This is a genomic window from Streptomyces sp. NBC_01255 (genome assembly GCF_036226445.1).
In the GTDB taxonomy this organism is placed as follows: Bacteria; Actinomycetota; Actinomycetes; order Streptomycetales; family Streptomycetaceae; genus Streptomyces.
In genome coordinates this window covers 6310349-6324050 of sequence record NZ_CP108474.1, presented here as the reverse complement: position 1 = coordinate 6324050, position 13702 = coordinate 6310349, and the positions used below count along the sequence as shown (strand labels likewise).

At 72.4% G+C, this 13702-nt stretch carries 8 protein-coding genes and 1 pseudogene; 5 read left to right on the top strand and 4 right to left on the bottom strand.

Annotated features, from left to right (window positions below; translation table 11 throughout):
- Positions 1-37: 37 nt before the first annotated feature.
- The 3 genes from OG357_RS28630 to OG357_RS28620 all read left to right on the top strand — a co-directional run bounded on the left by OG357_RS28630 (position 38) and on the right by OG357_RS28620 (position 4440).
- On the top strand, positions 38-2377 hold the full coding sequence (locus OG357_RS28630; protein WP_329623891.1) for a hypothetical protein: 2340 nt from the start codon (positions 38-40) through the stop codon (positions 2375-2377).
- A gap of 84 nt (positions 2378-2461) precedes the next feature.
- Positions 2462-3346: a metal-dependent hydrolase gene (locus OG357_RS28625; protein ID WP_024757779.1), complete on the top strand. Its 885-nt coding sequence runs from the start codon at positions 2462-2464 to the stop codon at positions 3344-3346.
- A complete protein-coding gene (locus OG357_RS28620) occupies positions 3346-4440 on the top strand; it encodes a PDR/VanB family oxidoreductase (RefSeq protein ID WP_329623890.1) in 1095 nt (364 codons plus the stop codon). The genes OG357_RS28625 and OG357_RS28620 overlap by 1 nt, the downstream gene beginning before the upstream one ends.
- A gap of 4 nt (positions 4441-4444) precedes the next feature.
- On the opposite strand, the gene OG357_RS28615 is transcribed toward OG357_RS28620, so the two are convergent.
- A complete protein-coding gene (locus tag OG357_RS28615) occupies positions 4445-4831 on the bottom strand; it encodes a hypothetical protein (RefSeq protein WP_329623889.1) in 387 nt (128 codons plus the stop codon).
- Between the two features lie 37 nt (positions 4832-4868).
- Here OG357_RS28615 and OG357_RS28610 point away from each other — a divergent pair, with 37 nt between their 5' ends.
- A complete protein-coding gene (locus OG357_RS28610) occupies positions 4869-5609 on the top strand; it encodes a TetR/AcrR family transcriptional regulator (protein WP_329623888.1) in 741 nt (246 codons plus the stop codon).
- Here OG357_RS28610 and OG357_RS28605 read toward each other — a convergent pair.
- On the bottom strand, positions 5594-5926 hold the full coding sequence (locus tag OG357_RS28605; RefSeq protein ID WP_329623887.1) for a 5-carboxymethyl-2-hydroxymuconate Delta-isomerase: 333 nt from the start codon (positions 5924-5926) through the stop codon (positions 5594-5596). The two genes, OG357_RS28610 and OG357_RS28605, sit on opposite strands and share 16 nt — an antisense overlap.
- 66 nt (positions 5927-5992) lie before the next feature.
- On the opposite strand from OG357_RS28605, the pseudogene OG357_RS28600 reads away from it, so the two are divergent.
- A pseudogene (locus OG357_RS28600) lies at positions 5993-6512 on the top strand (GNAT family N-acetyltransferase).
- Here the strand turns inward: OG357_RS28600 and pulA are convergent.
- Positions 6499-11790, bottom strand: coding sequence for a pullulanase-type alpha-1,6-glucosidase (gene pulA, locus OG357_RS28595; protein ID WP_329623886.1), 5292 nt, complete (start codon positions 11788-11790; stop codon positions 6499-6501). The pseudogene OG357_RS28600 and the gene pulA overlap by 14 nt on opposite strands.
- Before the next feature lie 86 nt (positions 11791-11876).
- The gene (locus tag OG357_RS28590; protein WP_329623885.1) at positions 11877-13607 is read right to left on the bottom strand and encodes a carbohydrate-binding module family 20 domain-containing protein; all 1731 of its coding nucleotides are present in this window, start codon (positions 13605-13607) and stop codon (positions 11877-11879) included.
- Positions 13608-13702 lie beyond the last annotated feature (95 nt).

The window sequence follows — 13702 nt, the reverse complement described above, 5'->3', positions numbered from 1 at the left end:
GGGGTGACCATCGGAAGAATCGCTCGTTCTGCTGAACGTGAGCACCCAGGATCTCGATCCCTCGCCCGTGGGCCCCGTCGACGTCGAACAGGCCGAGGCCGCGCTCGTCGAGCGCTATCCGCGCCTCGTGCGCATCGCCTATCTCGTGCTGCCGCCGACGCTCGGCCGCAATCGCCGGGTGCTGACCGCGCACGCGCTCGTGCAGCGTTCGCTGCCGCGCCGCCGGGTGCCGGGTCCGGCGGTCCCGGGGCCCCGGCGCACCGAGGACGCGGTCGATCCCGGCTACGCGTACGTGCGGGGCGAGGTGCTGCGGCAGGCGCTGGTCGCCGGGCTGCCGCTGCGGCGGCGCGCGCTGCCGCGCCGGGCCCAGTTCCCGCCGCTGCTGCCGCAGGTGTGGGGGCTGCGGGTCTTCCCCCGGGTGGGTGGCGCCGACGAACTCGCCCTGGACCAGCGCCTGTCCGCCCTCTCGGGCCCCGGCAGGGCGGCGTACGTGCTCCGCGGCCTGGAGCGCCAGGGCGACCCGGAGGTCCTGCGGGTCCTGGCCGCGGCGGGCGTCACCGACCCGGCGGCCGCCCTCGCGGAGGCGGACGCGGTCGACGCGGCGGACCCGCCCGGGGGTGCCGGCGGCGCCCGGCGGCCCGGTGAGGACGGCCTCCCCGGCGGGGACGGCCTCCCCGGTGGGGACGGCCGCGCCGTGCGGGTCGGCGAGCAGGCCGGGCCCGGCAGGGGCGGGAGCCCGGGCCGGGCGGGCGAGTTCGGGCGACTCGCCGGTGCCTGGACAGGCGGCGAGGCGGCCGGCACCGGCACCGGCACCGAGGGGCCGCGTACCGACAGCGCCACCCGGGACGACGGACGGCCCGGAGACTTCGCGAGCGGCGAACGGCCTGGTGGCAGCGGAAGCCGCGGATGGTTCGAGGACACCGGGTACGGCGACACCGGTCGCGGCGGCCGGCCCGGCGGGGCGCCGGAGGGCACGTCGGCCGACGGATACCGCGAGGCCGGTCGTGGGCAGCGGGACGGGCGGGTCAGTGGGGCCGCTCTGCTGGAGTCGGCCGAGTTCGATCCCTGTTCGTTGCAGGCCCGGCCGACCGATCTGCTGCGGCGGCGGCAGCACGGCCGGGCCGCGCTCGTCGCCGTCGCCGCGCTCGTCGTGTGCGGGACGCTGCTCGGGCTGCCCGGGGACGGCTGGGGAAGAAACGGTGCTGCCGCCCCCTCGTACGCCCGTAACCCGGCCGCCGAGGCCGCGCTCGATCCCGGCGCCGTCAAGCGGGTGCCGCCCGCCGCCTGGCCCGGGTCGACGCGGCACGACTTCTCCGTCTGGCCCGCGCGCGGCGGGCTCACCGGGGACCGGGCGCTGCTGCGGCGGGCGCTCGCCGTGTGGGCGCGGCCCGGGCTCTCCGTGCAGTCGTCGGCGACGCCGGGGACGCCCGTCGGGCCGCCGATGGGGCCGCCTCAGTTGTTGTTCGCCGGGCTGGTGGACGGGGCTCGGGTGGTGCTCTTCCACGACAGGCTGCGGGCCGTGCGGTATGCGGAGCCGGTGGCGGGGAGCGCGGGCGCCGCACTGGACTTCGCGCGGACGGACGCGGCCGACGCCGTCGGTTCGGCCGCCCTCGTCGTCTCCCGCGCCTCGGGCAACGTCCGCTATCTGACGGCCCCTTGGGTGCGGGAGACGGCCGTACGGGACCTGCTCGCGCCCGCGAAGGAGCCGTGGCCGCTGGCCCGGGACGCGTACGGGGTGACCGAGCCGGTGCCGAGTCCCGCGCAGGCGAAGGAGTGCGAGCGCTGGAACTCCCTCCAGGTGCGGGACGGTTCGGGTACGCGGCTCCTCGCCGACCTGGGCGAGCTGGCGCCCGCCCGGCTCCTGTGGGGGCCGCCGGACGCCCCGGCGGACGTGACCGGGAAGGAGGCCCGCGAGGCGTGGGCGCGGACGGCGTGCCGGCTGACGGCCGTACGGGCGCACGGGGTGCGGTCGGTGAACGCCTGGCGATTCGCGCGGCAGCCGCTGCCCGAGGGCGCCGGGCACGGCACCTGGGTGTGCACGCGCGCGGAGACCTGGCGCGGTACGGGCAGCCGGGTGCTCGCCCAGTTCCTGGTCCCGTCCCCGAAGGTCCCGGCGGCGCTCGCGGCCCGGTCCGAAGGATCGCCGGCGTGCGGCGTGCGGGACCCCCGGGTCCTCGCGGGCGTGCTGTGGCAGGCGCCGAGCGGCGGCTGGTTCGTCCTGGCGGCGGGCAGTCCGGACTTCGCCTCCCTGGAGACCTCGGGCGGGGTGAGGGGCCGGGCGGACGGTCCGGTGCTGGCGGTGAAGGCGAAGGCGGGGGCGCGGGCCGATCTGGACGGCACCCTGCGGGACGGCACCCGGGTCCCCGCGCTGCGGTGAGGGGGAGGGCCGGGCGGCTCGTACCTCCAAAAAGGCCGTGCACAGGCCTGTTGCCATCGCCCTACCCCTCAGTACATTGACGGCATGTCTAATACGCAGCCTGCACCGGTGGCGTCGGAACACGTCGAGCTCAAGGCCCGCAAGGTCTCCTTCGACTGGGAGGAGACCCCGCTCCACTGGGTTCCCGGCGACCCCTTCACCACGCACACGATCAACGTGCTGCACCTGCTGCTCCCGGCGGGCGAGCGGTGGTTCGTGCACGTCTACAAGCAGGCGCTGCCGTACATCACCGACGACCGGCTGCGCGAGGACGTCATCGGCTTCATCGGCCAGGAGGCCATCCACTCCCAGGCCCACGACGACGTCCTCCCCCACCTGCGGAAGCTGGGCCTCGACCCGACCCCGTACACCGCGCAGGTCGACTGGTTCTTCGAGAAGCTCCTCGGGGACCGGACCCTGCCGCCGGGCCGGCCGCGCCGCTGGTGGCTGATGGAGCGGGTCGCGATGATCGCCGCCATCGAGCACTACACAGCTTTCCTGGGCAACTGGGTCCTCAACGCCGACGAGCTCGACCGGCGCGGCGCCGACCCCGTCATGCTCGATCTGCTGCGCTGGCACGGGGCGGAGGAGGTCGAGCACCGCTCGGTCGCCTTCGAGCTCTTCATGCACCTCGACGGCGGCTACCGGCGCCGCGCCCGCACCTGGGCGCTCGCCTTCTCCGCGCTCGTCTTCCTCTGGCAGCGGGGCGCCCGCTTCTTCATGGAGAACGACCCGAGCCTGCTCGACGGCAAGGCCTCGTTCGGCCAGTTCTACCGCAAGGGCCGGCAGGGCGTGCTGCCCTCCACCCCGGACATGCTGCGCTCCATACCCCGCTACCTGAGCCGCGCCTACCACCCTTCCCAGGAGGGCGACACCGCGCAGGCGCTGGCCTACCTCGCCTCCTCCCCCGGCGCCGGCGGAGGCCACTGATGCCCCGGCTGACCACCGTCGCGCTCGTCGCCGGTGCCGCGCTGCTCGTCCGCCGCGCCGTGCGCAGCCGGATGTCCACCGCCCCGCTGTGGCCGCTGCCCGCCCTCGACGTGCCCGTGTCCGGGTACGGCCGGGGCCGCACGGTCCCCCGCCGGGTCGTCGTGACCGGGCGCGCCACGCCCGCCGAGGGCGTCGTCGAACTACGCCTGGAAGGTGCCGGGTTGCCCGCGTGGCAGCCGGGTGCCCATGTCGACCTCGTCCTGCCCTCCGGGCTCGTGCGGCAGTACTCGCTCTGCGGCGACCCTGCCGACTCCGGTACGTACACGGTCGCGACGCGTCTGATCGAGGACGGCCGGGGCGGTTCGCGCGAGGTGCACGAGCAGCTCCACGAGGGCACGGAGGTCGAGATCCGCGGCCCCCGCAACCGCTTCCCGCTGATCGACGCCCCCGCGTACGTCTTCGTCGCCGGCGGCATCGGCATCACCCCGGTGCTGCCGATGGTCCGTGCCGCCGAGGCGGCGGGGGCGGACTGGTGGCTCGTGTACTGCGGGCGGAGCCGGGCCACCATGCCGTACCTGGAGGAGATCGAGCGGCTCGGGGGCGGCGAGCGAAGCGAGACGGGGGTCCCCCCGGCCGAAGGCCGGGGGAGGGTCACCGTCGTCGCCGAGGACGAGTCGGGCCTTCCCGAGCTGGGATTCCTCGCGCACGTGCCTGCCGAGACCGTCGTCTACTGCTGCGGTCCCGACGGACTGATGGACGCGGTGGGCGCCGCGATGCCCGAGGGCCGGACGCCGCGCCTGGAGCGGTTCTCCGCCGCCGCGCCGGCCGGCGGCACCGCCTTCGAGGTCGAACTGCGCCGCTCCGGCCGTACGGTGAAGGTGGCGGCCGACCAGTCGGTGCTCGCGGCGGTCCGCGAGGAGCTGCCCGGCATCACGTACTCCTGCCGGCAGGGGTTCTGCGGGACCTGCCAACAGCGGGTCCTGGAGGGCGAGATCGACCACCGGGACGAGCTGCTCACCGACGCGGAGCGCGACGACTCGATGCTGATCTGCGTCTCGCGCTGTGCGGGGAAGCGGCTCGTCCTGGATCTGTGAGCGTCTACGGCAGGATCAGCCAGTCGAAGGCGAGGGCGGCCAGCAGGCCGCCGACCAGGAGCCAGGTGGCCAGCCGCGTACGGCCGTTGCGGGAGAGCTCGATCACGACACCGCACAGGATCATCGCGAGGCCGTACACCCCGACGACCAGGACGGACGTACGGCTCGCGAGACGGATCACCAGGACCACGGCGAGGGCGACGAGCAGCACGGAGGCGGCGGCGACGCGGAGGCGGCGCGCCTGCTTGGGGGTGAGGCCGCCCGCCACGGGCGCCTCGTCGATGTCGTCGGGCTCCTCGATGTCGTCGATCTCGCCGGTCTCGTCGGTCTCGGAGGCCTCAGGTGCCTCCGGGGCCTCGACTGCCGGGGTTTCCTGGTCGGAAGCGCTCATGAAGCAGGAGCGTATCGGACCCCGTTAGGCTGTTCGTATGACGACCGGGGTACGCCGCAGGATGGGCGTCGAGGAGCGCAAGCAGCAGCTGATCGGGGTGGCTCTCGAACTCTTCAGCCACCGCTCTCCCGACGAGGTGTCCATCGACGAGATCGCCGCGGCCGCGGGGATCTCGCGACCGCTGGTCTACCACTACTTCCCCGGCAAGCAGAGCCTCTACGAGGCGGCGCTGCGGCGGGCGGCCGACGAGCTGGCGGCGAGGTTCGTGGAGCCGCCGCGGGGCCCGCTGGGGGCGCGGCTGCTGCGGGTGATGGGCCGGTTCTTCGACTTCGTGGACGAGCACGGGCCGGGCTTCGCCGCGCTGATGCGCGGCGGTCCCGCGGTGGGCTCCTCCACGACGAACGCGATGATCGACGAGGTCCGGCAGGCCGCGTACGAGCAGATCCTCGCCCACCTGAGGGTCGAGGAGCCCTCGGCCCGGCTCGAACTGGTCGTCCGCTCCTGGGTCTCGCTCGCCGAGTCGACGGCCCTGCTCTGGCTGGACGGCCGCCGGGTCCCGCGCGCGGAGCTGGAGTTGCAGCTCGTGCACGACTTCGCGGCGCTGGCCGCGGTGAGCGCCGCGTACGACACGGAGATGGCGGAGATCCTGGTCGGCATCCTCGCCGACGAGCCGGCCGACGGCCCCTTCGCGGAGCTGGTGACCCGGCTCTCCGCGCTCGTGCCGCAGGCGGGTGGCGTGACAGAGCCGGGTGCCGTGCCCGGTCAGCGCTTGCGGTAGGACGATTCGAGGTCGCGGATCTCGACGGAGAGCCGGACCCCCTCGGTCGCCTTGACGTACGTCGGCAGCAGCGCGAGGACGGCCTTCGACAGGCGCGCCTTGGCGTCGTCGGTGCGGCCGAACAGCAGGGCGATCTCGACGTGGACGATGACGTCCTCGGTCGAGCCGTCGCCGACGACCGTCTCCTCGACCTCGCGGAAGCGGGTCTTGCAGGCGTCGAGCGTGGCGTTCACGGACTCGACGACGAGCGGGTGCAGGGCGAGCGCGAAGCCGCGCCGGTCGAGGGGCGCGGAGTAGTCCACGGTGATCTGCGGCATGGGGGTCACTCCCGGGGTGGGGATGCGGATGTTCGGATGTCCGGCCACACCTTTACGGTGATCACCATGACGGCACAAGTGACCTTCCGGCAGGCGGACGACCGGGATCTCGACCTTCTGGTGGAGCTGTTCGACGGGCTGGCCCACTGGATGGTGCGGAACGGGATCGACCAGTGGAAACCGGGCGCGAAGAGCGCGGAGCACTTCCGGGGGCGCATCGCCGCCGGTGAGGTGTGGCTCGCGTTCCACGAGGGCCGGGCGGTCGGCGCGTACGAGCTGTGGTGGGACGACGAGCAGGCCTGGGGCCCGCAGCCGCCGGTCGCCGGTTACGTGCACCGGCTCATGACCGACCGGGACGCGGCGCCCGCCGGGACCGGACGGGTGCTGCTCGCCCACGCGGAGGAGCGGATAGCGGCCGGTGGGCGGGGGGGTCGCGCGGCTCGACTCCATGACGAACAACCCGCGGCTTCGTACGTATTACGAAGCCGCGGGCTACCGGGTGGTCGGCGAGGAGCCCGGCAAGCTCGCCGCCGACGGCACCCGGTACGGGGTCACTCTGTGGGAGAGGGCGATCAGCCGGCCTTGAAGACCGCCACCGTCCGGGCCGGGACCGTGAAGGTGCCCGAACCGGCCTCGTAGGAGGCGGACTTCACCACGGTGTCGGAGCCGTTCGCCTGGACCGGGTGGAGGGCGTACGCCCCGCCCGCCAGGCCGGCGACCTGCTGCGTCCGCTCCTGCGGGGTCGCGTTGAGGACGACGACCAGGTCGCCGAGGCGCATGGTGATGACGCCCGGGGTCTCCTCGCGGCCGGAGAGCGGGAAGGACACGGTGGACTGGACCCGGTCCGCCGTGGCCAGCGAGAACACCGGCTCGGTGGTACGGATCTCCTGGAGGTCGCGGTAGGCCGCCGAGGCGCCGTCGATCTGCTCGCAGCCGGCCGTGAGGGCCGGGTTCACGAGCAGCGGCTTCCCGTAGGACCACTTGGCCTTATTGTCGGGGGCCGGGGGCAGGCCGCGGCCGAAGCCGTTGCCGTCGCGGCAGTCCCAGTGGATCGCGTTGAACCAGTCGCCGCTGTCGTACGAGTTGCGGTCCAGGGACTTGGAGCGCAGCAGGTCCGAGCCCGCTTGGGAGAGCGCCGGGCCCTGCGAGAGGGTGGCCGTCGCCATGGCGAGGACCTGCATGCGGGCGCGGTCCGTGGCCGAGGTGCCGGCCGGGAGCTTGAAGGCGAGCGCGTCGTACAGGGTCTCGTTGTCGTGGGCGTCGACGTAGGCGAGGGCCTCGCCGGGGGCGGCGGCGTAGCCGGCCGGGGCGCCGTTGTAGTCGACCTGGCTGCCCTTGACCGTACGGCCCGAGGTGTCGGTGAAGGTGTAGTCGGCGAGGTTGCCGGTCAGGCCGACCTTGATCAGGTCCTGGTAGTGGAGCAGCCGGGCCTTCTGTTCGGCCGGGGTGCCGTTGGCCGGTGAGGAGTTGGGGTCGGTGAAGAGTCCGGAGGCGAAGCCCTGGACGCCCGGGTCCTCGTCAAAGGGGCCGCCGCCGCGGACGGCGTCGCGGGCGCGGTCGGAGAAGGTCGCGACGCCGGTGCCGGCCATGTTCTTCTGGGTGGCCTGGACGAAGCGGGCGTCGTCGGCGATCTCGCCGAAGTTCCAGCCCTCGCCGTAGAGGACGATCGCCTTTCCGTCGACGCCGTCGCGTGCGACGGTCAGCTCGTCCAGGGCCTTCCGTACGGCCAGGATGTTGGCCTTCGGGTGGTGGCCCATGAGGTCGAAGCGGAAGCCGTCGACCTTGTAGTCCTTGGCCCAGGTGACGACCGAGTCGACGACGAGCTTGCCCATCATGGCGTTCTCGGGCGCGGTGTTGGCGCAGCAGGTGGAGGTGGCGACGGTGCCGTCGGCCTGGAGGCGCTGGTAGTAGCCGGGCACGATCTTGTCGAGGACGGACTTGTCGGACTGTCCGGCGGCGACGGTGTGGTTGTAGACGACGTCCATGACCGTGCGCAGGCCGGTGCCGTTGAGGGCCTGGACCATCTGCCGGAACTCGACCGTACGGCGGGTGCCTTCGGGGTCGGTGGCGTAGGAGCCCTCGGGGACGGTGTAGTGCAGCGGGTCGTAGCCCCAGTTGTAGGCGTCCTTGGCCGCCGCGGCGGCGACGCAGGCCTGCTGCTCCTCGGAGTCGGGGGCGTGGACCTTGAGGTCGCAGGCGGGTGTGGTCTGGCCGGACTTCTTCTCGGGGATGGTGCCGATGTCGAAGGCCGGGAGGAGGTGGACGTAGGAGGTGCCGGTGGCGGCGAGGGCCTTCAGGTGCTGCGAGCCCTTGCTGTCCTTGTCCGTGAAGGCGAGGTAGGTGCCCTTGTGGTCGGCCTTCGCCGTCGGGTCCGCGATCGAGAAGTCGCGGATGTGGAGCTCCTGGATCTGGGCGTCCCGCAGCGGTACGGCGGCGGGCTTCTTCAGCGACGTCCAGCCCTTCGGCGCGAGCCGGGCGTCGGTGAGGTCGACGGCGAGGCTGCGGGCGGAGTCGGTGGTGAGGGCGGTGGAGTAGGGGTCGGTGACCTTGTTGGTGACGACCTTCTGGACGGTGGGGGCCCAGACCTTCACGGCGTAGCGGTACGGCTTGCCCGTCCAGGACTTGGGGCCGGTGACGGACCAGACGCCGGAGCTGTCGTCGCGCCGCATGGGCACGGTCCGGCCGTCGAGTTCGAGGGCGACCGACTGGGCGGTGGGGGCCCAGAGGGAGAGGGTGGTGCGGCCGTGGCGGAAGACCGGGCCGAGGGCGGCGCCGCTGGCCTTGTTCGCGTACAGGTCGTCGAGGACGCCGGCGGTCTGGACGCCGGTGGCGGCGAGCAGGGCGCCGTTGGCGGCGCGCTGGGTGGCGATGAGCTGGCCGCGCAGGGAGGCGCGGACCCGGTCGGCGTCCCGCGCGTCGAGGGTGAAGGCGGGGTACTCCTTGAGGTGCGGGTACTTCGCCTTCTGGGCGTCGCTCAGGGAGGAGGGGGCGAGCCGGAGCCACTGGCCCTCGCTGCTGAGGGTCCCGTCGGCGACGGTGATCCCGCCGTCCTTCGCGTACACCAGCTGCTGGCTGGTGGCGTCGGTGGTCTTGACCTTCCAGACGACGGTGTTCCGGTCGATCCACTGGGCCTCGGCCTTGGCGAGGTCGAGGTTCGGGGCGCCGCCGACCGTCGGGAGCAGGTACTTCTGCTGTCCGGACAGCGCCCAGATCTCGTGGCCGTAGGTGGCGAGGTCGAGGGACTGGTCGGTGGGGAGGTCCTTCTCGTCGCCCTTGTGGAGGATGTACGAGAGGGACGTCGCGCCTTCGGTGAGCGGCACCTCGTAGACGGCGCCGTACGCGTCGACGCGGACCGGCAGGAGGGGCTTGGACCAGTCGGTGGGCTGGGCGGCGCCGGTCCAGGTGTGGAGGCCCCAGCCGTCGTAGTTCCCGTCGGGCCGCTGGTAGTGGATGACGGCCTTGGTCTTGTCCTGCGGGGCGGGTGCGGGTGCGGTGTCGGACTGGCCGTCCTGGCCCTGCGTGATCCAGACCTCGCCGGTGCGGCCGAGGGTGATGCTCCGCTGGGGGCCGTCGGCGGCGCCGTCCTTCTCGACGGTGTACGCGACGGTGGACGCGCCTTCGGGGACCTTGACCCAGGCGAAGGCGCCGTGGGCGTCGCGGCCGGTGAACGCGGCCTCCTGACCGGCGGCCTTCAGGGTCCAGCCGTCGTAGTTCCCGTCCTCGCGCTGGTAGTGGACGATCGCGTGGGTCCGCTCGACGGCGACCGGCTTCTCGGGCGCGGGGACCTGTCCGGCGGTCGTGGTCGCGGTGGCGCTCGCGGTGCGGCCCGCGCTGTCGACGGCGACGGCCTTGTAGCGCAGGGCGGTGCCGGCGGCGGCGGTCACGTGCTGGGTGACCTTGTACGGGGCGTGGTCGGCGGTGCCGAGGACCTGCCAGGGGCCGTTGCCGGTCTGGGCGGCGAAGACGACCCGGTTGAGGCCGCCGCCGGTGACGTCGGCGGAGAGCTCGACGGTGCCGGTGGCGCCGGCGGCCGGGGCGTCCAGGGACACGGTGGGTCCGGTGGCCGGGGCCGGGAGGGGCTTGTCGGCCTTGAGTACCAGGGAGGAGAGGGCCGGGATCGTGACGGTGACCTTGCCGCCCGTCGCGGTGTACGCGCCCTGACCCCCGTACAGGGCACGGAGGTTCGCCGAGTCCACGGGGACGGTGACGGTCTTCTCGGTGGTCGCACTGTTGGTGGCGACGAGGTACTCGGTCCGCGTCGTGGCGTCCGTGCGGGAGAAGGCGTAGACGGAGCCCTCGGCGAGCCGCTCCTGCTGGACGCCGTCGCGGAGGGCCGGGTGCGCCTTCGTCAGGCGCGCCAGTTCGGCGACGGACGTGTAGACGGGGTGCTTCGTGTCGTACGCGTCGGTGGCGTGGGTGCGGTCGGTGCCGAGCTGGTCGTCGTCGAGGTAGTCGGCGGCCTGGGCGGCGAAGAGGGGCTGGCGGGCGTCCTTGTCGCCGCCGGCGCCGGTGAAGCCCTGCTCGTCGCCGGAGTAGATCACCGGGTTGCCGCGGGACAGGAACATCAGCTCGTTGGCGAGCGTGGCCCTGCGGAGGAGTTCGGCGTCGGAGGCGTTCGGGTTGTCCTGCTTGAGGAAGGTGCCGATGCGGCCCATGTCGTGGTTGCCGAGGAAGGTCACCTGCTCGTAGGCGTTGGCCTTGTCGGTGGTGTAGCGGTAGTCCTCGGCGAAGACCTTGGCGAGACGGTCGGCGCCGGCGCCCTGGGAGGCGAAGGCGCGGGCCGCGTCCTGGAAGGGGAAGTCGAGGGTGGCGTCGAGGCGGCCCCGGGTGACGTACGGGGCGGTGACGGTGGTGTCGGCGGAGTAGACCTCGCCGAACATGAAGAAGTCCTCGCGGCCGCGCTTCTCGGCGTACGCGTCGAGGGCGGTCGCCCACTCGGTCCAGAAGTCCAGGTCGACGTGTTTGACCGTGTCGATGCGGAAGCCGTCGATCTTGAAGTCGCGGACCCACTTCTCGTAGATCTTCTTCATGCCGTCGACGACCTCGGGGCGCTCGGTCCACAGGTCGTCGAGGCCGACGAAGTCGCCGTACTCGGCGGACTCGCCGGCCCAGGTGGAGTCGCCCCGGTTGTGGTACATCGTGGGGTCGTTGAGCCAGGCCGGGACCTTGGTGTTCGCCTTCTCGACGGGGGTGTACGGGAAGGAGTCCGCGTCGACCTTCCCGATCGCGTCCCGGTCGTCGAAGGGGCGGCCGTCCTTGTCGAGGTACGGGTAGGCGCCCTTGGGGCGGTAGCCGTACTTCTTCTCGGCGTAGTCGACGGTGTCGGCGGTGTGGTTGGTGATGACGTCGAAGAAGACCTTCATGCCCTTGGCGTGGGCGGCGGCGATCAGCTTCTCCAGGTCCTCGTTGGTCCCGAAGTGCGGGTCGACCTGGGTGAAGTCGGTGATCCAGTAGCCGTGGTAGCCGGCGCTGGCGTCCTTGCCCTCGCCCTGCACGGGCCGGTTCTTGAAGATCGGGGCCATCCAGATGGCGGTGGTCCCGAGACCCTTGATGTAGTCGAGCCGCTGGGTCAGACCCTTGAGGTCGCCGCCCTGGTAGAAGCCCTTGTCGGTCGGGTCGAAGCCGGTCTGCGTACGGCTGCCGGTGAGGCCGCCGCGGTCGTTCGCGGTGTCGCCGTTGGCGAACCGGTCCGGCAGCACGAAGTAGAACTGCTCGCGGGTGAGGTCCTGGCGGGCCGGCTGGGCCGCGAGCGTCCGGTCGGAGGGCGGGGCGGGGGGCCTGGGCGCGGCGGCCGCGGGGACGGCGGGCACGAGGGCCGCGCACAGGGCGGCGGCCAGCGCCACCGCCGTTCTCTTGGGTGTCACGGAGGTGCTCCCTGGAGGAGGGACGGGGGTACGGGTACGGGTGGGAGGGCCGCCCCGGTGGGGGCGACCCTGCGGGGAGAAGAAGGTCAGCTGCGGAACGTGTCGTTCAGGACGAGCTGGCCCGAGGCGGGAACGGTCGCGGTGCGGTTGGCGCCGGACTCCCAGGTGACGTTTCCGGCGGCGTCCTTGCGGACGTACTTGTACTCGAAGGACGTTCCGGCGGGCAGGCCGACGGTCAGCTTCCAGACGGGGTACGCGGCCGGGTCGAGCTTGAGGGCGGAGGCCGGGGCCCAGTTGCCGAGCTCGGCGCGGTTGCCGGTGACGTAGATGTTCTGGCCCGTCACCGTGGTGGCGGTGACGTTGAAGGCGGCGCCGGCGGTGGCCGGGGGCGTCGTCGGCGGGGTCGTCGTCGGCGGAGTGGTCGGGGTGGTGCCGCCTCCGCAGGTGGTGGCGTTCACGTGGAGGGCCACGGCCGTGTTGGCGGCGAGGGTGGCCGTGAACTGGCCGGACGCGTTCACCGTCACGCCCGTGTTCGACTGGACGTCGCAGTAGGCGCCCGGGGCGAGCCGGGTCTGGAAGGTGCGGGTGAGCGCCGAGGACTCGTGGTTGACGGCCACGTAGGCCTTGGTGCCGCGGCCGAACGCTATGGCGTTGTTGCCGTTGTCCCACCAGTCGGTGACGGACTGGCCGCGCGCCGCGTTGCGGAAGCCGACCATGGAGGAGATCTCGCGCCAGGCGTGCTGGCACTTCCAGCCGTCGCTGTAACAGGCGTTCACCTGGCCGCCGTTGGGCGGTCCGGCGTCCTTGTCGGTCCACTCGTAGCCGGAGTGGACGTCCGGGGAGCCGTAGGGCCAGGCGAGCATGAAGACGGAGGCGAGGGTGTAGTTCGCGCCGTCCTTGTAGCTGAGGGTGTCGCCGCCGCGCTCGGTGTCGTGGTTGTCGACGAAGACGCCGGACTGGCCGGAGGGCATGTAGCCCCAGGCCTCGCCGAAGTTCTTCAGGTAGGAGAGCTTCTCGCCCTGGAGGATGCGCTTGAGGTCGCGGGCGTAGCGGAACTCCTGGACGTCCCCGCTGCCGAGGTACTCGCTCGGGGAGACGGCCTCGCCGGCGCCGTGGATGGCCTCCAGCTTCCAGAAGGCGTTGGGGTTGCTCAGCCGCGACTTGATGTTCGCCAGGTCGGCGGCCGGCATGTGCTTGGCGGCGTCGATGCGGAAGGCGTCGACACCGAGCGAGAGCAGGTCGTTCAGGTAGCCCGCTATCTTCCCGCGGACGTACTCCTCGCCCGTGTCGAGGTCGGGGAGCTGGACCAGTTCGCAGTTCTGGACGTTGCCGCGGTCCTGGTAGTTGGTGATCGAGGAGCGGCAGTCGTCCATGTCGGAGCCGGAGTAGAGGCCCGGGTAGTCGTACTTGGAGAACGAGGTCCCGCCCGTTCCCGTGCCGGAGCCGTTCGCCATGTGGTTGATGACGGAGTCGGCCACGACCTTGACGCCGGCCGCGTGGCAGGTGTCGATCATGTTCTTGAAGGCGGTGCGGTCGCCGAGACGTCCGGCGATCTTGTAGCTGACCGGCTGGTACGAGGTCCACCACTGGCCGCCCTGGAGGTGCTCCTGGGGCGGGGAGACCTGGACGTATCCGTATCCGGCGGGGCCGAGACGGTCGGTGCACTCCCGGGCCACCGAGGCGAAGTTCCACTCGAACATCACCGCGGTGACGTCCTTCTCGCCGGGCGGGGTGGCCTGCGCCGGGGGGTTCACCGCGACGGCCACAGCGGCTCCCGCCACGAGGGCGAGTGCAGCTGCCACGGTCTTTCTGGCCATGTTTCCTCCTGCTGACTTCACTGTCGCAAGAAGTTACTGAAAATGTCAGCAACTGTTTTCAGCCGTGACCGTACGAGTGCCCCGACGCCCGGTCA

Bases quoted from the DNA above. Each gene is read 5' to 3' on its own strand.
- OG357_RS28605 (WP_329623887.1), bottom strand. From the start codon at position 5,926: ATGCCGCAGATCACCGTGGACTACTCCGCGCCCCTCGACCGGCGCGGC.
- OG357_RS28625 (WP_024757779.1), top strand. From the start codon at position 2,462: ATGTCTAATACGCAGCCTGCACCGGTGGCGTCGGAACACGTCGAGCTC.
- OG357_RS28610 (WP_329623888.1), top strand. From the start codon at position 4,869: ATGACGACCGGGGTACGCCGCAGGATGGGCGTCGAGGAGCGCAAGCAG.
- OG357_RS28620 (WP_329623890.1), top strand. From the start codon at position 3,346: ATGCCCCGGCTGACCACCGTCGCGCTCGTCGCCGGTGCCGCGCTGCTC.
- OG357_RS28590 (WP_329623885.1), bottom strand. From the start codon at position 13,607: ATGGCCAGAAAGACCGTGGCAGCTGCACTCGCCCTCGTGGCGGGAGCC.
- OG357_RS28615 (WP_329623889.1), bottom strand. From the start codon at position 4,831: ATGAGCGCTTCCGACCAGGAAACCCCGGCAGTCGAGGCCCCGGAGGCA.